Below are 19,828 nucleotides of genomic sequence, written 5' to 3' on the forward strand. Positions count from 1 at the left end.
CAACGGAATACCGTCAGGTCAGACCACGCTCCCGCGCCCAGGCGATGGCTGCAGCTCTCCGGTTGACGCCGATCTTGCCATAGATGCTTGCGACATGGTTGCGGACCGTGTTCCTGGACAAGGACAGGGTCTGGGCGATCACTCGGTCATCCTGTCCGCCGCAGATGAGTTCCAGGATCTCGCGCTCACGCGGGGTAAGGTCGGTCGACTGGACGGTTGTTCTGGTACCGCGCGGGTCCTTCAGATTGACGAGCTTGTCCATGACCGACCGGCTGAACCAGCTGGCGTCCTTCATCACCGCCTCGATGGCGTTCACCAGATCCAGTTCGCTGTGCCGGCGCGCGGTGATGTCCTGGAACAGCCACAAGGTGCAGCGTTCACCGTGCAGCACCATCCGCTCCGCCGAGAGCAGGCAGTCGACCGGCCGGCCCTCCGCATCCGACAGGCGCACGTCACGGTTGCGCAGTCCTCCGGCTCGCGCGATCTCCGATTCCGCAGCATTCCGCTCCGCCACATCCGCCCAGAGTTCGGGATCGCCTGCCGCGCGACCCAGGAAGCTCGTCGGCGAGTAGCCGGTCAGCTGCCAGAACGCGTCATTCGCCTCTATCATGCGATGGTCATCGGGCGAGGTCAGGGCCATCGCCACCGGGGCCATGCGGAACAAGGTCGAGAAATGAGCTTCGCTTTCACGCAGCGAGCGCTCCGCCTTCCGGCGCGGTTCGAGATCGGCGAAGGTGAACAGCATGCACTTGTCGTCGCTGATCTCGATCGGCTGGCCGGCCAGGATCACGAGCTTGGTGTGGCCATCGGGAAGCGGCAGTTCGGCTTCCATCTGAGGAATCGTCTTGCCTTCCAGCAGCCGCTGCCGCGCGAACTCGACACGCTCCGCTTCGTTGAGGACATCCAGCTCGTAGAGGCTTCGCCCGATCACCGCGGTACGCCCATAGCCGGTCATTTCCAGGAACCCGCGGTTTGCCCGTACGAACCGCTGGTCGGCCAGCCGCAGAATGAGAGCAGGTGCCGGGTTCGCCTGGAACATGGCCTCGAAGCGCGCTTCCGCTTCCGTCTGTTCTGACAGGTCCTGAAGAACCAGAGCGATGCAGTCGGGCTCCTCATCGTCGCCCGTCATCACGACGTCGCGCACATGGTGAGTCCAGCGCGGCTCGTCTGTGCCCGAGGCACTTACCCGCACGGTAAGGTCTGGGATGTTTTCGCCTGCCAGCGCGCGCATCACCGGATACTCGCGCGTGTTCAACCGATGGCCGTTGGGCAACGTGAGCGCGAAACGCGTCGCATACTCATCCGCGGTGCTGCCCAGGTCTCCCGCCTCGTCGACGCCGTGCATGGCCAGCGCCGCGTCATTGCACCAGACGATTGTGCCGGACAGATCAATCAGGATGACGCCGGCGGTAAGGCCGTCGATCAGCTGCTCCAGGTGCTGCAGGGTGCCGCCGGCCAAGGTGGTTGGAATTGGTGTGCCCATGACCGGGAAGCGCGTTCGCGTCGTCGTTGTTCCGCGTTCGCGACGGGGCATCGCGCGCCAGGAGTACTAAGGCCGCTGGTATCGATCTACTAATGTGGATCGTTGTATTTCTGCACCGCTTGGACCCGGATGAGTCCCCGAGTGGTTGAGGCAGCCGAACTGCAAGGCTTGCCATGTCCGACGACCTTCACATCCCGATCGTTCAGGAAGAGGCACACGTCTCCAAACGTGTGGTCGCTACCGAGAAGGTACGGGTCAGCACGACGGCCGAGGAACAAGAGGTCCTGGTCCGTGAGACGCTGCGCCGTGAACAGGTGGATGTCACCCGCGTGCCCATCGGGCGTGAGGTGACGGAAGTGCCTGCAACTCGCACCGAAGGCGACGTCACGATCGTACCGGTCTTCGAAGAGCGGCTGGTGGTCGAGAAACGCCTGTTCCTTGTCGAGGAGCTGCATGTCCGGCGGACGGTCATCGTCGATCCGGTCGAGCTGCCCACGACGCTGCGTCGGACGCGAGTGGAGGTCGAGCGGACGCAACTCGATCAACAGGAGGAACATTGATGCCCGGACCCAACGGCGAACACCGCGACGGTGCCCCCAGCCACATTCACATCGAAAAGAAGAAGGGCTTCAAATGGTTGCCCTGGCTGCTGCTCGCACTTGGCATTCTCGCGCTGCTCCTGGCGCTCAGCCGATGCAACCGGGATGAGACGAACGTCGTAGCTCCCGTTGCTTCGCCAACGCCGGACGCGGGCGTCAACGGAGCAGCAGCGGGCGCGGGCGCCGTCGTTGCCACGACGCCCAATGCGGACACCTCCGCAGCAGTGGCTGGCACGTCCGGGCTCGGCGGCTTTCTTGCCGGCACCGAGCCGACCCCGCGCACGTTCCAGTTCGAGAAGCTGAACTTCGACACCGCCCAAAGTTCAGTCCGCGCAGCCGATGCGGCGGAGATCGACCAGATTGCAGCTACCCTGCAGCAGTATCCGAACGCCCGTATCCGCATCGCCGGCTATGCCGACGCTCGCGGTGCCGAGCCTGCGAACATCGCGCTCGGCAAGGCCCGCGCGGACAGCATCAAGGAAGCGCTGGTCGGCAAGGGCATCGCCGCCGGTCGTATCGAAACCGTCTCGGGCGGTGAGAACGATCCGGTCGACACCAATGCGACCGCCAGCGGCCGCTTTGAGAACCGCCGCACCGAACTGGTGGTGACGGCGCGATAATCCCCAAAACAAGTGCAGGAGAAGACCCATGGCGACTACCATCACCGCATTGTTCGACAACCGTGCCGACGCCGAGGCCGCCAAGCAGCGCTTGCAGGATGCCCGGGTGGATGCGGATCACGTTCACCTTCATGACAAGTCGAGCGCCGGCTACCGCGAGGACGGCTATTCCAGCCATGAGGATCGCGGCATCTGGGACTCGGTGAAGAACGCGTTCGCGCCGGACGAAGACCGCCACACCTATGAGGAAGGCGTTCGCCGGGGCGGCACCCTGCTGACCGCCGACGTGGACGACGATTGCATCGACGAAGCGGTCCGCGTGCTTGAGGACGCGAACACGGTCGACATCGACGACCGCTCCAGCCAGTGGCGTTCGTCGGGCTGGAACCATGGCGCCACGGCCGCCGCAGGTTCGGCCGGCGCCGCAGCGGCGTTCGGTAGCTACGGCAACGACACCGATCGCGACACGGTGCGCGGCGAGCGCGAGGAGGTGATCCCGATCGTCGAGGAGAACCTGGTCGTCGGCAAGCGCGATGTGAGCCGCGGTGGCGTCCGGGTCCGTTCCTACGTGTCGGAGACGCCGGTCCACGAGCAGATCCGCCTGCGCAACGAGCGCGTCGACGTACAGCGCCGCTCGGTCGACCTGCCGCTTTCGGCTGCCGATGGCGATGCGTTCCGCGAGCGCACGATCGACATGACGGCAACCGGCGAGGAAGCCGTTGTCGGCAAGAACGCGCGCGTCGTCGAAGAGGTCGTGGTCTCCAAGACTGCCGAAGAGCATGTCGAGAACATCGACGAGACGGTCCGCCGGACGGACGTCGAGATCGAACGCGACAGCGACCTCGACACGAACCGCAGCGGCTTCGGAACGAGCGACAAGCCCGTCATCTGATGATTGTGAACCTGCGCCGGCTCGGTCGGCGCAGGTTTTCAAATGCTCTATCCGGCCGGCTCAAGTCTCGATGCCGGTCGTGATCTATGGGAACGCGGCCCCGGTCAGGTGCCAAGGCGCAGCCCGACCGGCGCATCCCGCCGATTGCAGATCCGCAGCACGATTGCCCTTCATCGTCGCCTGTGAGCGTCTACCCCATTGGCGAACTCCGGCAGGGCCAGAGGTCCGCGCCTCGGTGCGCCGATGCAGGAGAGCAGAGTCGAGATCGTAGCTACTCGACCCCGGCCGGAGGGCAGCTTGGCAAGGCTGCGCCCGCGCGAAGACTCCGCTCGGACGCAACGCGTCGAAAGCTCGCGTTGGACCGGCCAGACGGGCTGATTTTCCAGCGCCGATTTCATGGATGCATCGTTACATCACCATGCTGCCGACCCTAGCCCCGGATCCGTACATTCTCGTCCTCACGGGGCTCGGCGTGCTGATCGCTCTGGTCGCGTGGCTGCCGATGGCGCTCAAACGCCTGCCGCTGTCGTTGCCGATCATCTGCATCGGTATCGGCGCAGCCGGGTTTCTCTTGCCCCGGGTGACGCTGCAGCCCCTGCCGGTGCGCTATCCCGAGATCACCGAACGCTTTGCCGAGTTCGTCGTCATCATCGCGCTGATGGGTGCCGGCCTGAAGATCGATCGCCTGTTCGGATGGCGGAGATGGGGCATCACCTGGCGGCTGCTGGCGATCACGATGCCGCTTGGCATTGTCGCCATCACCGTGCTTGGCCAGACGATGCTTGGCCTGCCGCTGGCGGTCGCCCTGCTGCTTGCGGCAAGCCTGGCCCCGACCGATCCCGTGCTGGCAGCCGATGTGCAGGTAGGACCGCCCAAGACCGGCGACGAAGACGACGTCCGGTTCGGCCTCACGTCGGAGGCGGGCTTGAACGACGGTGCCGCCTTCCCGTTCGTGCACCTCGCCATCATGCTGGCCGTCGCACTGCCCAGCGGCAAACCCTGGCTCCTGGAATGGCTGAGCTACCGCGTGCTGTGGGAGATCGGCGGCGGGATCGTCGGCGGCTGGATCGTCGGCCGGGTGTTCGGATGGCTGACCTTTCATGTGCCGTCCAAGGCCAAGCTCGCCCATACCGGGGACGGACTGATCGCGTTGTCGGCGACCCTGGTATCCTATGGCCTGACCGAGATCGTGCACGTCTATGGGTTCCTGGCCGTGTTCGTGACGGCCCTGACCCTGCGCAGTGCCCACCGCGAGCACAAGTTCCAGCTTGAGATGCATGCGATCACGGAACAGATCGAACGGCTCGCGATGATGGTGCTGCTGATCCTGTTCGGCGGCGCCCTGGTCAGCGGGCTGCTCGCCAGCGTCGGCTGGCGCGAGGTCATCGTCGCCGTGGTCATCCTGCTCGTGATCCGCCCGCTTACCGGATGGATCGCGATGATCGGCTATCCCGCGGATCAGGGCGAGAAGCGGACGCTGGCCTTTTTCGGCATCCGCGGTGTGGGTTCCATCTATTACATGGCATTCGGGATCAACCACATGGCCGTGGGGGATGCCGAACGCCTGTGGGGGATCGTCGGCCTGGTGGTGCTGATGTCGATCCTGCTGCATGGCCTGACCGTGACGCCGATCATGCGCACGCTGGACCAGCAGCGCGGCATCGACCCCGAAGCCAAGGGCGTCGCCCCACCGGGTTTGCAGGGACCGGCAGCAGGACCGGAGTGACGACATAGCAGTACGCGTAGGCGGGCCGCCTACGCGTTGACCGTTGTTGAAAGGCAGCGCTCCTTTGGAAGAGCGCTGCCCTTCACCTCACTTGGCCGTGGTCGCTTCCGCAATCGCGGGTGCGGACTCGATGTCCGGTGCGCCACCCATGTCACCATTCTTGGTGCGGCCCGCGCCGGGTCCTGCACCCAGGTCGGCACCGGTGGTCGGGTCGGCTGCAGGATCGGACATGGTGCGCTCCGCCATCTTGGCGGCAACCTTCTTGTCCTTGGCCCCCAGCTTCACGCTCGCGGTACCATCGCCGCCATCGACCGGCATCACCTGCTCCAAGTCGTCGACGCGATCCCATTCCTCGCCGGTGTTCCACGGGCCGGTCGTGTCGCCTTCGCCCTGCGAGGTGTTGACGTACATGCTCGCGTACTTCTCCACGCCCGGCAGCTTGCCCGACGGGAAGTTGTTCTCGATCGCATAGAGCGCCTTTTCGAACGACTTCTGGTGCGCGACCTCGCGCGTCATCAGGAAGCCCAGGGCATCCTTGATGCCGGGATCGTCGGTGATGTTGATCAGCCGCTCGTAGACGATCTTGGCACGCGCCTCTGCCGCGATGTTGGAGCGCAGGTCCACGGTCGGCTCGCCGCGCGAGTCCACATAGGCCGCCGTCCATGGCACGCCTGCGGAGTCGCACAGCGCCGGCGCGCCGCCGAACAGGATCGATTCCTTGGCGCTGCTGCCGGTCTGGCCGACCATCATGTAGAGATCGGCCTCCTTCATCGTACCCTCGGCCAGCTGCGCCTTGAGGCCCTTGTTGAGCATGGCGACGATCGATCCGATCACCTCCAGGTGGCTCAGTTCCTCCGTCGCAATGTCGAGCAGCAGGTCCTTGCGACCGGCATCGTCCTCGCCCAGGCCCTGCGTGAAGTAGCGCATGGCAGCGGCAAGCTCACCGTCCGCCCCGCCAAACTGCTCCATCATCATGGTCGCCAGCCGCGGGTTCGGCTCCGACACGCGGACGGTATATTGCAGGCGCTTGTTGTGCATGAACATGGTGTGGGTGCTCCGAAGAATTCGCCTGCTTCAGCGAACCAACCTCCGCACCGTTCCTAATGACTTCGATTCTCAACCGGTTCATCATGATGACGCTGGTTCTAGATCTGTGTCCGATCGCGGAATCAGCAGGTCCGCTCCCGAGCTTCGGATGCTGCAGGTGCCGCCTGGCGGCTGCGGCAGGCGGTCCGCCCGGGAGAGGCAGGCTAGCAGCGTAGCTGCCGCCGCTCACGGACGAAGCGCTCGATCGTGGACTCGAGGGTGGGGATGAAGGAGCGCGAAGCCACGTGCCCTGCTGACGCTGGAGCATCGCCGCGCCCCCGCTCGTTCAGCAAGGAAGGATCGCCGTCGGCAATGAGCGCGATGGTACGCGCAAGATCCACTTCCGTGCAGCGGCGCTCGAACGCGGCGGTGCCCGTCATCCCGTCCAGCAGGAGGTCGATCGCGGCATCCGCGAGATCCGGGACGTAGAGCTGGTGCCAGGTTGAATCCGCATGGACCTTGATCGGCTCGCCCGCGTCCAGCGCGTCGAGGATGCGCGCCGGCAGGGCAGACGCATCGGCCGGTGTGAAGCTATCCTTCACTTCTGCCACCAGCAGGCGGTCCCCTGCGCCACCGCTGGGCGGGAGCTCCGCTCGCCCGAACACGACGCCGCCAATCTCGCGCGCGGTGCACCACCGGTGGAGCGCATCCAGTCGAGCGTCCGTGACGTCGAGGCGGACGTCGAGGAGCGCCCAGGGTATCCTCCGCGTGCTGGCGCTGGTGTCCAGCTCTGCCGTTTCGACATGCGGAAGATCGCGGGCGCGACATGCGGCCGCAGCCGCTTCCGCAAGCGCGCCTGTGCCGACGATCAGGATCGGCGCAGAAGAACCTCTCACAGCCGATGCGCGAGCGAAGCCCTGGTCTTTCCGCCACCAGCCGGGCGTTCCAAGCCCCGGGACGTCGGGCTGACGCCCCTGGGCAAGATCCTTCAGCACGCGGGCCATCATCGTCGGGCGGGGTGAGCCCATGCGCACGTCGAACACACCGCTTTCATAGTGGCCGACCGGGCGGGTAACCATGCGATTCCAGTCCCAGGCTCCAAGCAGGGACCAGACGGTTACGGCGCGCAGATCGACGCCGCGGCGCCGAAGGTCGCTCGCGAGTTCCCAGACTTCCACGAACCAGCGCGCCTGATCGTCGCGCGTACCACCCAGGTGGCACTCGGTTACCGCCACTGGCAGCCGATACCGCTGCCAGGCCTGCTCCAGCAAGGCGGCGAAGCCGACCGCATCCTCGCCGATGTGCGCGATCGCATCCACATCCACGTGCACGACTCCGTCGATCTCGCCGAGCTCGCGATCGGCAAAGGACCGTGCCTCGTGGCGCTCGATCCGGTGGTCAAGCAGGCGCTCGCTCGAAAGATAATGGTTCACCCCGATGATGTCGGGCGGGCAGGGGTCCTCGGCGATGGCGCGCAGGCGGTCTGCCAGCCCCAGGCCAGCGAGGCGCTCGAACAGCGCATGCCCTGGTACGACCATGCCGCACAGCAGGTCCCATCCCATCCACCGGCGCTCGTTCTGGAAATCCGCCTCGCCCTGGAGCGGAGGGGTGGCATGACAATGGCCGAGATCATCGGTCTGGATCAGTCGAGCCGCGGGGTTGATCTCCCGGATCGCCCGCATGGCCAGCCGCGTTGCATCGATCTCGTTGAGCAGCGCGACCCACATGGATCGCTCGTCCGTTCTGTGGGGGTACCAATAGCCGTACAGGGCGCTGAAGCGGGCGGTGGTCAGCGGTTCGTTGACCGGGGTGTAATCCCGTACCCAGGGGTACCGAGCAGCGACCGCTGCGGCGTGGCGGGCAAGGCCAGGCGCGAAACCCTCGTCAAGCAGCGACGTATAGTGCGGGCCGCTGCCGTGATGACACAGCGTCAGGATCGGGTTCATCCCCAGCCGCCGTATCTCCGCCAGTCGCGCGTCGGTCCAGGCGAAGTCCTGATGATCTGGGTTATCGGGGGAGATGCGCTCCCAAAGCGCCGGATATCGTAACGAGCGGATGCCCAGTCCTGCAAACAGGCTCAAATCCTCGAGTCGATCCTGGTGGCCGCTCCAGAAGGTCTGGTCGAACCACTGGTCGCCGACCCGGTTGACCGTGCACTCGTGGCCTCCCCACAGTTCGAGCGGGCGCACTTCGGAATTGGCAGGCGGTTTGCTAAGATCTTGAAACATAAGCCACCCTGTAAGCATTCTCTAATGCAACAAAGGCGCGGAGCAATGGTTTCAAGATTTCGCCACGACCAATTTAGGTTAGGTCGAATGACAACTTGATGTATGTTGATTATCTACTTTTAATATTTCCATCAAACCGCATGCCGGTTTTTTCCCGCTCTGATCTGTGCTCCGGTGACAGTCGGCGGAACTTGAGGGTTCGACATCCTGGTCGACGGCTTGAACCAGCACGGGCGGGCGGCACATGGCGCCGGGCGTCCGGGAGGAACCGGACGACGCCGAGCACCGGTTCGAACTGGCGGCTCCCGAACGAGACGGCGCCTCGCCCCAATCCAGCAAATGCCTATCTTTCAATCGCTTACGGCCATCCTACATCCAGGTAGCGCCCGAGTTCGGTCGGGCGCGCCTCCCGGAGCTGATCGTGAGCCGTTCTCGTGTTCGCAGCGCGTATGCCGCTGCGCTGTCCCTCATCCTTGCCGTCGGCGCGCTGGCGTCTCCGCTCCCTGCCATGCCTGCGGATACCGCCGGGGTAGGGCGAGACGGCCGGCCTCGGCCGGGAAGCATCGAATACCGGCTGAGCTGGGGTGTGGAGGCCAGCCGCGCGGCGCGCGCGTATAGCAAGGGTGTCACGGGCCGCGGTGTCGTGGTCGCGATGATCGACACCGGCATCGGCGGCACCTCTGCGGATCTCTTCGCCGACCTTTCCCCTGCTTCCACGGACCTGGTGCCCGACCGCCATGAAGATGACGGCGACCATGAACATGGAGCCCAGACTGCGTCGTTGCTCGCCGGGCGCCTCGACGGAGCGGGCACCTTCGGCATTGCCTATGGCGCAACCCTGCTGTCGATCCGCGCCGACCGGGATGGCTCCTGCCGCAAGACCTGTGCGTTCGATGCCGACGTGCTGGCGCGCGCGATCGAGTACGCGGTCGATCATGGCGCCCGCGTCATCGGAATGCCGATGGCTTCCAGGCGGCCGATACCCCAGATCGAGCCGGCGCTTGCGCGCGCAGCGGCCAGGGGCGTCGTCATCGTGGCCGCTGCGGGCAACGATGGTTCCGACCAGCCGCACTGGCCCGGCCGCTATGCGTCCGACCCCCGCTTCAGGGACGCGATGATCGTGGTCGGGGCCAGCAGCAGGCGCGGCGATCTCACCCGCTGGTCGAACAAGGCCGGCCTTGCCCTTGACCGCTACATCGCGGCGCCTGGCGAGCAGGTGGTGGTGAATTGCACCACCCGGTTTTGCCGCCTCACGTCCGGCACCTCCTATTCGGTGTCCTATGCAGCAGGCGCCGCGGCGCTGTTGCTCAGCCGCGATCCCGGGCTGACCGGGCCGGAGGCGGCGGCAGCGCTGCTTGGCAGCGCGCGGGACCTTGCGGACCGCGGCCCGGATCCGCTTACCGGGCGCGGCTTGCTCGACGTTCGCCGCGCCCTGCAGACCGTCGACCGCGAGCGGGACGAGGCGCGGGGCTAATCCTTCGGCGCCCCAACCGCCAGTCGGACACCCGCCTATCTTTGTGCAGGCGGTGGTTCCAGCTGATGCCAGCAATTGGGCTGGATGCTGTGGCGGCCCCAGCGCAACGCGGATCCGTCCCAGTCTTCAACAAAGATCCGTACCGCGGCAAGGCTGCCGTAACCGCCCGCCGCCTGGCGCTGGTTGAGCCACCAGCCGGCGCTCCCGTCCCACAGCTTCACCTCGCCGTCGCCGACAGGCACGGCATTGCCCTCATGATAGATGAAGTCGTCGGTGATCCAGTGATCGGACGCCTGATCCGCTCCCCACTTGCGGCGCCACTCGCCGGCGGCCTCGGCGCTGTAACGCTGGACGAACTGGGCGCGATAGGCGGGGATGCCGCGAGCGGTGAATGCCGCATGCGCCAGCGCAGCATGCGCGCCGCAGTCGATCGACTTGCGTCCCACCGCCTCGCACCAGTGCAACGGCCATAGCGAGGGTCCCCATTCGAACTTCTGCCGCAGCCAGCGCGGACCGCTCAACGGGTCGCCTCCGTTCGACTGGGCGAAGTCATTGGCGATCACCCATTCGCGCGCGATGTCGCAACATGCCTGTCCGTGGTGGGACAGGCAGCTGAAGGGGAAGTTCTCCCAGCGGCCGCCAGGATGCTGTTCAGGAGCGGGAGCCTGCTCCTCCGTCGGCACGCCGTTATCCGCGTCCAAATACATAGGACATGCTCCTGTCATAACCGCCGGCGTCGCAGAAGATCAGAAGGTCGCCGGCACGCGTCCCTTCGGGCAGGCGAACGTTGGCCGCGACGATGTCGTGCTCCATGCACAGTCGCCCCATCAAATGGGTCTTGCCACGACCGATCGGCTGCAATTCGCCGGTCCGGGCATTCTGGTGCAGCATCCGATGGGGATAGAAGAAGTACATCGGAAGCTCGGCGATGGAGGCGTCCACCACCGCTTCGACCTCTTCCTCCTCATGCTCCTGGATCTCCAGCACGCGCATCGCGAGTGCCATGGAGGGCTGGGCCATCGCCTTGCCAGGCTCCGACACGATCTCGCGCACGCCCGGCAGCATCGCGCGGACCTTTTCGACCGCGGTCGCGAACTTGCCGTCCTCGCTCGCATGCCAGTCGTCGGGGAACCAGCCGCCACCCATGTCGAGGATCTCGACCGTGCGCCCGGTGAGCCGCTCGATCGCCTGGCACCATTTCAGCATGGATTCGAACAGGTGCCACCATTGCGCCACGCCGACGTTCGCGCTCGCCATATGGAAGTGGATGCCGAACGCGCTTTCCGGGGGCAGGCGCTTCACCGCGTCCACCAGCCTGGCAAGGTTTGCCGGGCTGTCGAGCGGGATGCCGAAGCGCGAGGGGATGTTGGGCGTGCGGATGCGGATGCCGATGTGCGCCGACTGCATCTCGCCCGCCGCCACTGCGGCCACCACGCGGTCGAGATCGGCGATGCTGTCGCAGAACACCGCGTGCAGCTTCTCGCGCGGCATTATCCCCTCGGGCCACCATTTGCCGGGGCCGTTCAGGATCACCTGATCCGGCCGGAACCCGACCTCCAGCGCCTTGTGCACCTCCAGCAGGCTGATCGCCTCGGCATGAAAGCCGTTGTCGAGCGCAAGCTTGATGAGCCGCGCGTCGGGGTTGGTCTTGATCGAATAGCCGCTCGCCACCGTCACATCGTTGGTGCTGAGCCGGTGCGAGCGTTCGGCCGCGCGCTGGAACAGGCTGGCCGCGGTGGAATCCATGAACAGGAACTGCGGGGTCTGCACCGTGTCGAAGTCGTAGCTGCGGATATCCGCGAGGAAGGTTTCCGGGATCTGCGGGAGCCTGTCGCCCGCTTCACCGTCTGGCTCGCTCCCGCCCAATAGTTCGGGGTTGGCCTTGTGCAGCTTCTTGGCGAGCAATGTGAGGCCCGAGGGGTGCTTCATCGAATGGCCGACGGCGCCCGCGAACGGCTCGGGAAGCGGGGGCAGGGGATATTCGGCGCGTACCGGCACTTCCAGCACCACTCGCGTGAACTCCTCGGCGCGGCACGGCGACGGCATGGCGCGCATTCCGCTCGCCCGCTCGACCAGCAGCGCGGGCAGGTTCTGCCCGGCAAGCGTTGCGCCGTGCACCCAGGCCGGGAAGCGCGGGTTCATCTCCAGCAGCCATAGCTGCCCGGCGGCATCGCGAACCATTTCCAGCTCGCCGCCGCCGGTCCAGTTGAGCGCCTTCACCATCTGCCGCAGGGGGTCGAGGAAGTCGGCGGGCACGTCGCTCACGTCGCCCGCCCAGGTCTTGCCCTCGGGCGTGATGTCGCGCTTGCGCATGCTGACCGCACCCAGCAGCTCGCCCCGATAGGCGCTGAGCATCACCGACTCTTCATAGCCGCTGACATGCGCCTGGAGGAACAGCCGCTCGGTGGACCACACTTTGGTCAGTGCATTGCGGGCCGCTTCGAACACGTCCCAGCTCGGGGTGCGCGCGGCGTCGTAATAGGGACCCTTCAGCCACACCCGCCAATTGTGCTGCCGGCAAAAGGCATGGAGATCCCAATCGCTGCGGTCCGTCGACGTATAGGTCGGGATGCGGACCGGCAGGCCGGACGCCGCCTCCACCGCAGGCTTGGTGATCCGGTCCAGCGCCGGCATCGACGGGGCTAGCAGATTGGGGTGGCCATCGGGAAACAGGTCGGCCAGCCACAGTGCCTCCAGGTCGCTGCCGGAGATCCACAGCCCCCCGGCATCCAGCTTCTCCCGGACGCGCTCGCCATAGGCATCAAGGTCGAGTTCGTCCCACGGGCGCTGGATCCACAGTTCGTCCAGTTCTTCCCAATGGATGCCCGACACGCGGTTGCTGTACTCGACGCCGACGATGGAGGCTTCGGGGAAGCCCTCGCGCAACGAGCGCACGATGCCGATCCCAGGCTGCGGATTGCCCCCGGAATAAAGTCCGCTGACGTAGAGCTTCATGCAGTCACGACATCCTCCGCCCCGCCGCATCCCCCGAAGAAAGCGCTGGCTATGTTATGTTTTCTTGTGCGGGATCGTAGTAGCTTCGCCGGATTCCAAACCAAACGTAGGTTAACCCAAATAAATAAATATAAGCAGCAACTAATTCAAATCTGGTTCGTGCTGGATCTTCATTGGGGAACATGGGGCCGCCATGGGTGCTCTTTATCCGTCCTACATGGACCTGGACCGCTTCATCGACGTGGAGCGGTTGCGGTCCCTCGACCCGTTCCTCGTCGAGCGCATTCAGGCGCGCATGACCGCGGCCGACATCGCCTTTTGCACAGGCCCGTTCCTGCTTCGGAGCGAGGTTCCTACGGTGCCGGGCACCCGGATGATCTACCTGTCCCGATCGCGCGCGCCGGAAAACTACTACGATTTGAACCGGTGCGCGCTGTGGGAGCGGAGCGAAGAAGCGGCAGAGTTCGCGCCGCTGATGGACTTCATCGCGACGCTGCCGTTCCAGGCGACCGCACGCATGCTGATCCTGTACGATCCCAGCGGCCGTGCCGTCTCGGCGCACCGTGACCACGATAGCGCGGACTTGTGCCACGAGTTCGTCTGGTTCCGGACGAACTTCGCCAAGCCCTTCTACATGCTGGACCCTGCAACCGGCGAGAAGCAGTACGTCCGCTCCCACGCGGCGTGGTTCGACACCGTCAACCAGTTCCACGGTGCCGATGCGACGCACGGCCTGTCCTTCAGCATCCGCGTCGACGGCATATTCAGCGAGGCGTTCCGCCGATCGATCCCATACCCGGAGCGGGGCCGCGCCGCGACGCCATCCTTGTGGGCGAAAAACCTGCCTGGCTGAGCCGGGCTCAGGCGCTCAGCTTGCAGGGGAGTCGGTGGCGCCGGCCTTCGTCTTTATGATGCTGATGCCGCCATTTCGCTCCAGGATTGCATAGTCGATCTCGTCGACGCAGGAGATGCCGTGCGCGCGCGCTGCGGCCGCAAGGTCCTCCTTGCGGATCCGCATCTTGCGCAGCACCGCCTCCTGCCACTCGCCCTGCTTGATCAGCAGCAGGGGCGTGCCGTCGACCACGGCCCCGACCAGCGTGCTCTTGCTCTTGGCCCAGGCGACGGTGCGGTGGATCAGGGCGACCGCCACCACCGCACAGGTGCAGTTGGTGACCGAGCGATCGTTGCCGACGGTCGCAAGGATGATCACGCCGCCCATCAGGAAGACGAGCACGAACTCGAACAGCGTCATCTGCGAACCGGCGCGGCGCTTCAGGACGCGGACGACGAGCAGCAGGACGAAATAGCCGGCGAGGGCGCGGGGGATCGATTCCATGGCGGTTCAGGGCATCACCAGGACGCGCGCCTCGATGGGCGGCGCGCCGACGACCTGCACCCGGAAGCGGCGTAGCCCGGGCAGCGCGGGCTGGAGCTGGATGCGAACCGCCGCAGGGCTTGCCGTGGCCGGAAAGAGGTAGGTGGTCCCGTTTCCGCCGACCGTCGAACGCGCAGGCTGCGGTGCGATCCGCTGCGCGCCGAGATCCTCGACCACCGAATCGCTGACATAGACCTGCACCTGTCCGCCCCGGATCGCCCTGGGGCCGAAGCGCAGCGTCATCATCGACGGGGTGTTGGCCCGTTCGACCCGCTCATACTCCACCGTCAGCGACTTGTCCGGCACCGAAGCCGTTGCCTTGGAAAGCCAGCCATGGCCAAACAGGCCGACGAGGTCGCACAGGATCACGATCAGGAACAGGGCCCAGATCCAGCGTTCGAATCGCCACCACCCGCGCTGGAAGTCGAGGTTCTCGCCGACGGCGACCTCCTCATCCACCTTGGCGATCGTGTCGCCCAAGGCGTCGACGTGGGGCTCCGCTGCCATCACGCGTCTCCGCTGCTGTTCTGAGAGGATTTCGGCAGCACATTGATCTGCCCGTAGGTCTCGAGAACGGCGATTCGTATTCCCGACAGGTCGCGAATGCCTTGCTCGCGCGCCACGTTCATGACGTCGTCGTCCTCGATCATCATCTGGCTGAGCGTATCGGTCCGCCACCCGCGCGCCTCCAGCAGGATCAGCGGCACGCCGTCGAGCAGCTTCATGGCCGTGTCGGAGCGGAAGCGGAGCGAGGAGAGGCCATAGTGGCACAGCGCGATCGTCAGGATCTGGCACACGGCGTTGGTGAGCGATGCCTCGTTCCCCACCATTCCGGTCAAGGTGAGCCCGCCGAGATAGAAGATCAGCACGAACTCGAAGGGAGTCAGCTGTTTGCCGGGCCGCCGGCCGACCACGCGTACGATCAGGACCAGAAACAGGTAGCCGAACGCTGCCCGGAGTATCGCCATTCCCATAGTGGGGGCCCTGCCAGCCATGCGGCCGGGACAGGTGTCACGGGCTACGCGGAGGAGCTTAACGGGCAGTCACCTGCCGGGTTCCCATCCGTTTGTTTTTCCATTGCTTTTGCCACTGACGCAGAGCCGGCCCAGGCGACGGAGTGCGGCATCGCTCTGCCGGCAGGGCCGACCGGCGTCCTGGGCGCGACGCCAGCATCGCGGAGCATGTTCGGCGGACCTGTGCTGGCCAGGAGTTGCGACATTGCTCAACCACGCGAAACTTCACGGACCGCAGACGGTTCCTAGACGCATGCCGATCCCCTTCGACAACAGCTACGCCCGTCTGCCCCAGCAGTTCTTTGCAGCCGCGCAGCCGCTGCAAAGCCCTTCGCCGGCTCTGATCCAGGTGAATGAGGCACTCGCGGCCGAGCTTGGCATCGATTCCGAGTGGCTCAAGAGTCCTGCGGGTCTCGATGTTCTCTCCGGCCGCGCGATCGCGCAAGGGTCGGAACCTATCGCTCAGGCCTATGCCGGGCACCAGTTCGGAAACTTCGTGCCGCAACTCGGGGATGGTCGCGCCATCCTCCTGGGCGAAGTCGTGGATCGAGCGGGTCGCCGCCGCGACATCCAGCTCAAGGGGGCGGGGCGCACGCCGTTCTCGCGCGGGGGCGACGGGCGCGCCGCCCTCGGCCCCGTGCTCCGGGAATATCTCGTCAGCGAAGCCATGGCGGCGCTGGGCATCCCCACCACCCGCGCGCTTGCGGCGGTGACCACAGGCGAGCCGGTCGTCCGCGAGACGATCCTGCCCGGAGCCATGCTGACCCGGGTCGCATCGAGCCACATCCGGGTCGGCACCTTCCAGTTCTTCGCCGCGCGGGGCGACGAAGAGGCGGTGCGGCACCTCGCCGACCATGTCATCGCGCGGCACTATCCAGCGGCTGCAGAAAACCCTCAGCCCTATCGAGCGCTTCTGGATGCGGTGATTTCCGCCCAGGCGGCGCTCGTTGCCCGTTGGTTGCTGGTCGGCTTCATTCATGGGGTGATGAACACGGACAACATGTCGGTCGCAGGCGAGACGATCGACTATGGACCCTGCGCCTTCATGGACGTCTATGACGCGGCCACCGTGTTCAGCTCGATCGACCGGGCGGGTCGCTATGCCTATGGCAACCAGCCGCGGATCGCGCACTGGAACCTCACCCGCCTTGCCGAAACGCTGCTGCCGCTCCTCGACGAGGATGAGAACGCGGCGGTGGAACAAGCCCAGGACGCGCTTGGCGGCTTTGGTGCCATGTTCGAGCAGACCTACTTCGGCGGGCTGCGCCGCAAGGTGGGCTTGTTGTCCGACGAACCGGAAGACATGGAGCTGATGAATGCGCTTTTGACGCGCATGACAGAGAACCAGGTGGACTTCACGCTGCTGTTCCGCGCTCTTGGGCGTGCCGCCTCGGGTGAGGACGAACCGGCACGCGCGCTCTTCGTGGATCCGACGGCGTTCGATGCATGGGCGACGCAATGGCGCGCACGCCTCGCGCGCGATGGGCAAGCCGCCGCAGATCGCCGAGCGGCGATGGACCGGGTCAACCCCGCCTTCATCCCGCGCAACCATCAGGTCGAGGCAATGATCACCGCCGCGGTCGAGAGGCAGGAGTACACGCCCTTCCACCGGATGCTGGACGTGCTCTCCCGTCCTTTCGAGGATCAACCCGACGCTCTCGATCTTGCCGAGCCCCCGCTGCCGCATGAGCGGGTGGCGGCCACCTTCTGCGGGACCTGAACGCGGACGGACTGGCCACTCCGGAACTCCCGCCGTTCAACTTCATTGGTCCGGACGACGCCGTGGGTTCGCACATCAGCCGCCTGGAACACGGGCATGCACAGGCCGTCCGACCAACCGGCATCGACCCTTGCCGCCGTCCACTGGAGCTGGCCATGAACCACGTCGCGCTGCTGGGAGATTCGATCTTCGACAATCGCGTCTATGTAGCCCCTGCGCCGGATGTCGGGGAGCAGTTGCGCAGCCAGCTGGGCAGGGACTGGACGGTGAGCCTGGTGGCGGTCGACGGGCACGTCGCGAGCGACGTGCGGGATCGTCAGATTGCCCGGGTACCGGATGGCACCAGCCACATCGTCATTTCGGTCGGTGGCAATGACGCGCTCGGGCGAGCCTCGATCCTCAACGAGAGCGCCCGATCGGTTGCGGAAGCGGTAGGCCGCCTCGCGGAAGCGCAGGCACGCTTCGCGCAATCCTATGGCGCGATGATCGACGCGGTGCTCACGCTGGGTTTGCCGACTGCGGTCTGCACCATCTACGACGCGAACTATCCCGAGCCGCATCGGCGGCTGGTGGTTTCCGCGCTGTCCCTGTTCAACGACGCGATCATGCGGGTCGCTTTTGCGCGCGGATTGGACGTCGTCGACCTGCGGCTGATCTGCGATGATCCCGCCGACTATGCCAATCCCATCGAGCCGTCCGCACGAGGCGGCGAGAAGATCGCAAAGGCGATCGCCGACCTGGTCCGCTCCGGCCGGGCGGACCGCTCGTCGATCTGGACCTGACATGGTCGCCCCATCGATGACGCTCAGGCAGCCCCTGTTCCTGGTCGTCTGCCTGCTCGCGGGAGTGTTCCTGATCCTGGGCAGCCTGTTCGTGGCGATGCCGGGCATCGCCGCCTCCATCTATGGCTTCCCGTCCCGTGACCCGGCGGCGATGCTCTACGTTCGCGCGATCGGGTTCCGCGACGTGGCGCTTGCCGCCTATCTGCTCGGCCTGGCGGTTACCGGACAACGAAAGGCCCTGTCCGTTGTGCTGACCGGCACAACTCTTATCCCGGTCGGCGACTTGCTGCTGCTTGCCTCGTCCGGCGCCGGGCGGCCCATGCATTACCTGCTGCATGGCGCCAGCCTGCTGGGCTTTGCCGCCCTGGCGCTTTGGAGCCGCCAGCCCGGGCGAGCGCCATGACGTTCCCCCGAAGGCAGTTGGCGGAAGGATCCGCGCGCTCCTGCGCACCGACGATCACCGCGAGGCGGGGCCGACCGGGATCTGTGCCCTGATCTGAGCAACGGACGGCGGTTCATCAACGCTGCCCGCAAAAGCGCGATCCAGATAATGTCCGGCCAAGGTGTAATGCGCCCGCACCGCGTTCGGGTCGCGGGCAGTCTGCGCCATTCGCAGTTCTACTTCAGCACGTGAGTAGAAATAGTCCCTCTCGCTTTTTATCATGGCTGCCTCCTGCGGGGTCTTTGATACCGTTCAGGAGGCAGCCGCATCTTTGACCTAAGTTGGGAGTCGCGCAGTGTTTTGATTAATTTGTGTGCTGCGGGGTAGGGCGTCTGTTTGCGGGATCGCGTTTGCCGCATCGCGGGCACCGGGTGCCAGTTTTGCTGGCGGCACCTTGCGGGCGCACAGGGTTAATGATGGAAAGCGGCCGGCGCGCTCCGTCCTACACCGCACATAGCCTTCCGCCGCAAGCCGCCGCTCCGCAATGTCCTGCAACACCCACGATCCACCGAGCGCGACGGGCACTGCAATCATGGCCGCCACCGCGATCCCGTTACCGATCCGCCTGACGGCGGCGTCCTCTCGGAACAGGGCCAGTGTTCCCCAAACCGCCAACGCCACAAGGATCGGCATCAACGCAAACATCCCGAAATCGCCACCCGATATCCGCACCTCTGGCGCACCGGCTCGCCACGCAGTGAGAGATGCCGCTACCGATTCCGCCAGCAGCCATCCGCACAACACCGACAGCGTCAGTCCGATGGCTGCCATCAAGAGCGCCGCGCGACGCCGTTCGCCCGTCATCGCAGGGCCGAGCGCGGTACGAGTGTCGAGGCCAGGTTTCGAACCTGCCGCTTAGCCTGGGCAACAGCGGCGTCGCGCAACAGGTCGATCACGTTCCCAGCAGCGTGCAGCGCGGGGATCTTTCCGCGCCCGGCCAGTGCCTGCTTCTGCCGCTCCAATTCGGCGATGCCTACATCAAGCTGCTTTCGAAGGCGCTCTGTGAAGCCGTACTTCTTGTCCAGCGCGCCGAGTGCCGCCACGACGCCCCCACGTTCGCCAGTTCGTGGACATCGAGGCAGCGGAGGGGGAGTGGCTCTCATTCCGGTAGCGTAAACCGCGCCAGGGGCTTGGAGAAGCGCAAGCTGGACGATCCATCATGTGATGCAGGCAATCCGCCGGCCCAGGCGAGCACTGGCATCAGCTGGTACGCGGGGCAGGGGGTGTCGTCGCTCTTCTGCGCCAACCAGGCACCTGCCCGACTTGATCACCTATATGCCGCCGCAGCTGCTTTCCGGGAAAGGTCGGCAACATTCTCCGCGGGTGTGACGCTCCGCCAAGCTGTACGGCCCGGAGATCACGATCTCGTCGTGCAACACGCACTTCGGTGACGACCATCTTGAGGTAAGCCGAGCGCAGGGTGCTGTTCTCGCCCCGCACCTTTCGCCCAGCATTCCCGCTGCCGCGGATCGAACGCGATGAAAAATGCTGAT

General features: G+C 65.6%; 20 protein-coding genes. 9 read left to right on the forward strand and 11 right to left on the reverse strand.

Features of this window, described 5'->3' with window-relative positions:
- Positions 1 to 13: 13 nt before the first annotated feature.
- A complete protein-coding gene (locus LK533_RS15185) occupies positions 14 to 1,459 on the reverse strand; it encodes a PAS domain S-box protein (protein ID WP_229363921.1) in 1,446 nt (481 codons plus the stop codon).
- A gap of 197 nt (positions 1,460 to 1,656) precedes the next feature.
- Between LK533_RS15185 and LK533_RS15190 the strand changes: the two genes are divergently transcribed.
- From LK533_RS15190 to LK533_RS15205, 4 genes are all read left to right on the forward strand, one after another.
- A complete protein-coding gene (locus LK533_RS15190; protein WP_229363922.1) occupies positions 1,657 to 2,043 on the forward strand; it encodes a YsnF/AvaK domain-containing protein in 387 nt (128 codons plus the stop codon).
- Positions 2,043 to 2,702 carry an OmpA family protein gene (locus LK533_RS15195; RefSeq protein ID WP_229363923.1) on the forward strand — a complete coding sequence of 220 codons (660 nt, stop codon included), beginning with the start codon at positions 2,043 to 2,045 and terminating at the stop codon, positions 2,700 to 2,702. The genes LK533_RS15190 and LK533_RS15195 overlap by 1 nt, the downstream gene beginning before the upstream one ends.
- 28 nt (positions 2,703 to 2,730) lie before the next feature.
- Positions 2,731 to 3,594, forward strand: coding sequence for a YsnF/AvaK domain-containing protein (locus LK533_RS15200; protein WP_229363924.1), 864 nt, complete (start codon positions 2,731 to 2,733; stop codon positions 3,592 to 3,594).
- Between the two features lie 418 nt (positions 3,595 to 4,012).
- Complete coding sequence (locus LK533_RS15205) at positions 4,013 to 5,320, forward strand: cation:proton antiporter (RefSeq protein ID WP_229363925.1); 1,308 nt, start codon at positions 4,013 to 4,015, stop codon at positions 5,318 to 5,320.
- Positions 5,321 to 5,407: 87 nt separating this feature from the next.
- On the opposite strand, the gene LK533_RS15210 is transcribed toward LK533_RS15205, so the two are convergent.
- Together LK533_RS15210 and LK533_RS15215 are read right to left on the reverse strand one after the other, a co-directional pair.
- Positions 5,408 to 6,364, reverse strand: coding sequence for a manganese catalase family protein (locus LK533_RS15210; RefSeq protein WP_229363926.1), 957 nt, complete (start codon positions 6,362 to 6,364; stop codon positions 5,408 to 5,410).
- 206 nt (positions 6,365 to 6,570) lie between these two features.
- Positions 6,571 to 8,535, reverse strand: a complete 1,965-nt coding sequence (locus LK533_RS15215; protein WP_229363927.1) for a family 1 glycosylhydrolase — start codon at positions 8,533 to 8,535, stop codon at positions 6,571 to 6,573.
- 547 nt (positions 8,536 to 9,082) lie between these two features.
- Here LK533_RS15215 and LK533_RS15220 point away from each other — a divergent pair.
- Positions 9,083 to 10,048, forward strand: coding sequence for a S8 family serine peptidase (locus tag LK533_RS15220; RefSeq protein ID WP_229363928.1), 966 nt, complete (start codon positions 9,083 to 9,085; stop codon positions 10,046 to 10,048).
- A gap of 35 nt (positions 10,049 to 10,083) precedes the next feature.
- On the opposite strand, the gene LK533_RS15225 is transcribed toward LK533_RS15220, so the two are convergent.
- Both LK533_RS15225 and LK533_RS15230 read right to left on the reverse strand, forming a co-directional pair.
- Positions 10,084 to 10,755, reverse strand: a complete 672-nt coding sequence (locus LK533_RS15225; protein ID WP_229363929.1) for a hypothetical protein — start codon at positions 10,753 to 10,755, stop codon at positions 10,084 to 10,086.
- Positions 10,736 to 13,003: an ATP-grasp domain-containing protein gene (locus LK533_RS15230; RefSeq protein WP_229363930.1), complete on the reverse strand. Its 2,268-nt coding sequence runs from the start codon at positions 13,001 to 13,003 to the stop codon at positions 10,736 to 10,738. Before LK533_RS15230 ends, LK533_RS15225 begins: the two co-directional genes overlap by 20 nt.
- 193 nt (positions 13,004 to 13,196) lie before the next feature.
- On the opposite strand from LK533_RS15230, the gene LK533_RS15235 reads away from it, so the two are divergent.
- Positions 13,197 to 13,856, forward strand: coding sequence for a hypothetical protein (locus tag LK533_RS15235; protein WP_229363931.1), 660 nt, complete (start codon positions 13,197 to 13,199; stop codon positions 13,854 to 13,856).
- Between the two features lie 15 nt (positions 13,857 to 13,871).
- On the opposite strand, the gene LK533_RS15240 is transcribed toward LK533_RS15235, so the two are convergent.
- From LK533_RS15240 to LK533_RS15250, 3 genes are read right to left on the reverse strand one after another with little or no spacing between them, the layout of a single operon-like run.
- Entirely contained in the window at positions 13,872 to 14,339 is a 468-nt protein-coding gene (locus LK533_RS15240; protein WP_229363932.1) for a DUF421 domain-containing protein, read from the reverse strand.
- Between the two features lie 6 nt (positions 14,340 to 14,345).
- Positions 14,346 to 14,885, reverse strand: a complete 540-nt coding sequence (locus LK533_RS15245; RefSeq protein ID WP_229363933.1) for a hypothetical protein — start codon at positions 14,883 to 14,885, stop codon at positions 14,346 to 14,348.
- A complete protein-coding gene (locus LK533_RS15250; RefSeq protein ID WP_229363934.1) occupies positions 14,885 to 15,346 on the reverse strand; it encodes a DUF421 domain-containing protein in 462 nt (153 codons plus the stop codon). Before LK533_RS15250 ends, LK533_RS15245 begins: the two co-directional genes overlap by 1 nt.
- A 298-nt stretch (positions 15,347 to 15,644) precedes the next feature.
- On the opposite strand from LK533_RS15250, the gene LK533_RS15255 reads away from it, so the two are divergent.
- From LK533_RS15255 to LK533_RS15265, 3 genes are all read left to right on the forward strand, one after another.
- Complete coding sequence (locus tag LK533_RS15255) at positions 15,645 to 17,111, forward strand: protein adenylyltransferase SelO (protein ID WP_229363935.1); 1,467 nt, start codon at positions 15,645 to 15,647, stop codon at positions 17,109 to 17,111.
- 155 nt (positions 17,112 to 17,266) lie between these two features.
- Positions 17,267 to 17,893, forward strand: a complete 627-nt coding sequence (locus LK533_RS15260; RefSeq protein WP_229363936.1) for an SGNH/GDSL hydrolase family protein — start codon at positions 17,267 to 17,269, stop codon at positions 17,891 to 17,893.
- A 1-nt stretch (position 17,894) separates the two neighbouring features.
- Complete coding sequence (locus tag LK533_RS15265) at positions 17,895 to 18,296, forward strand: DUF4267 domain-containing protein (RefSeq protein WP_229363937.1); 402 nt, start codon at positions 17,895 to 17,897, stop codon at positions 18,294 to 18,296.
- 54 nt (positions 18,297 to 18,350) lie between these two features.
- Here the strand turns inward: LK533_RS15265 and LK533_RS15270 are convergent, their stop codons facing one another.
- The 3 genes from LK533_RS15270 to LK533_RS15280 are packed head-to-tail and all read right to left on the reverse strand — an operon-like array spanning position 18,351 to position 19,378.
- Positions 18,351 to 18,557, reverse strand: coding sequence for a hypothetical protein (locus tag LK533_RS15270; protein WP_229363938.1), 207 nt, complete (start codon positions 18,555 to 18,557; stop codon positions 18,351 to 18,353).
- Between the two features lie 54 nt (positions 18,558 to 18,611).
- Positions 18,612 to 19,139, reverse strand: coding sequence for a hypothetical protein (locus LK533_RS15275; protein WP_229363939.1), 528 nt, complete (start codon positions 19,137 to 19,139; stop codon positions 18,612 to 18,614).
- On the reverse strand, positions 19,136 to 19,378 hold the full coding sequence (locus LK533_RS15280; protein ID WP_229363940.1) for a hypothetical protein: 243 nt from the start codon (positions 19,376 to 19,378) through the stop codon (positions 19,136 to 19,138). The genes LK533_RS15275 and LK533_RS15280 overlap by 4 nt, the downstream gene beginning before the upstream one ends.
- Positions 19,379 to 19,828 lie beyond the last annotated feature (450 nt).

It is taken from the genome of Sphingomonas sp. PL-96, assembly GCF_020707215.1.
Lineage (GTDB): Bacteria > Pseudomonadota > Alphaproteobacteria > Sphingomonadales > Sphingomonadaceae > Sphingomonas.

What these genes read in the sequence shown, in the direction of transcription:
- LK533_RS15190 (WP_229363922.1), top strand. Translation starts at nt 1,657, where the DNA reads ATGTCCGACGACCTTCACATCCCGATCGTTCAGGAAGAGGCACACGTC.
- LK533_RS15195 (WP_229363923.1), top strand. Translation starts at nt 2,043, where the DNA reads ATGCCCGGACCCAACGGCGAACACCGCGACGGTGCCCCCAGCCACATT.
- LK533_RS15200 (WP_229363924.1), top strand. Translation starts at nt 2,731, where the DNA reads ATGGCGACTACCATCACCGCATTGTTCGACAACCGTGCCGACGCCGAG.
- LK533_RS15205 (WP_229363925.1), top strand. Translation starts at nt 4,013, where the DNA reads ATGCTGCCGACCCTAGCCCCGGATCCGTACATTCTCGTCCTCACGGGG.
- LK533_RS15210 (WP_229363926.1), bottom strand. Translation starts at nt 6,364, where the DNA reads ATGTTCATGCACAACAAGCGCCTGCAATATACCGTCCGCGTGTCGGAG.
- LK533_RS15220 (WP_229363928.1), top strand. Translation starts at nt 9,083, where the DNA reads ATGCCTGCGGATACCGCCGGGGTAGGGCGAGACGGCCGGCCTCGGCCG.
- LK533_RS15225 (WP_229363929.1), bottom strand. Translation starts at nt 10,755, where the DNA reads ATGTATTTGGACGCGGATAACGGCGTGCCGACGGAGGAGCAGGCTCCC.
- LK533_RS15230 (WP_229363930.1), bottom strand. Translation starts at nt 13,003, where the DNA reads ATGAAGCTCTACGTCAGCGGACTTTATTCCGGGGGCAATCCGCAGCCT.
- LK533_RS15235 (WP_229363931.1), top strand. Translation starts at nt 13,197, where the DNA reads ATGGGTGCTCTTTATCCGTCCTACATGGACCTGGACCGCTTCATCGAC.
- LK533_RS15240 (WP_229363932.1), bottom strand. Translation starts at nt 14,339, where the DNA reads ATGGAATCGATCCCCCGCGCCCTCGCCGGCTATTTCGTCCTGCTGCTC.
- LK533_RS15245 (WP_229363933.1), bottom strand. Translation starts at nt 14,885, where the DNA reads ATGGCAGCGGAGCCCCACGTCGACGCCTTGGGCGACACGATCGCCAAG.
- LK533_RS15250 (WP_229363934.1), bottom strand. Translation starts at nt 15,346, where the DNA reads ATGGCGATACTCCGGGCAGCGTTCGGCTACCTGTTTCTGGTCCTGATC.
- LK533_RS15255 (WP_229363935.1), top strand. Translation starts at nt 15,645, where the DNA reads ATGCCGATCCCCTTCGACAACAGCTACGCCCGTCTGCCCCAGCAGTTC.
- LK533_RS15260 (WP_229363936.1), top strand. Translation starts at nt 17,267, where the DNA reads ATGAACCACGTCGCGCTGCTGGGAGATTCGATCTTCGACAATCGCGTC.
- LK533_RS15265 (WP_229363937.1), top strand. Translation starts at nt 17,895, where the DNA reads ATGGTCGCCCCATCGATGACGCTCAGGCAGCCCCTGTTCCTGGTCGTC.
- LK533_RS15270 (WP_229363938.1), bottom strand. Translation starts at nt 18,557, where the DNA reads ATGATAAAAAGCGAGAGGGACTATTTCTACTCACGTGCTGAAGTAGAA.
- LK533_RS15275 (WP_229363939.1), bottom strand. Translation starts at nt 19,139, where the DNA reads ATGACGGGCGAACGGCGTCGCGCGGCGCTCTTGATGGCAGCCATCGGA.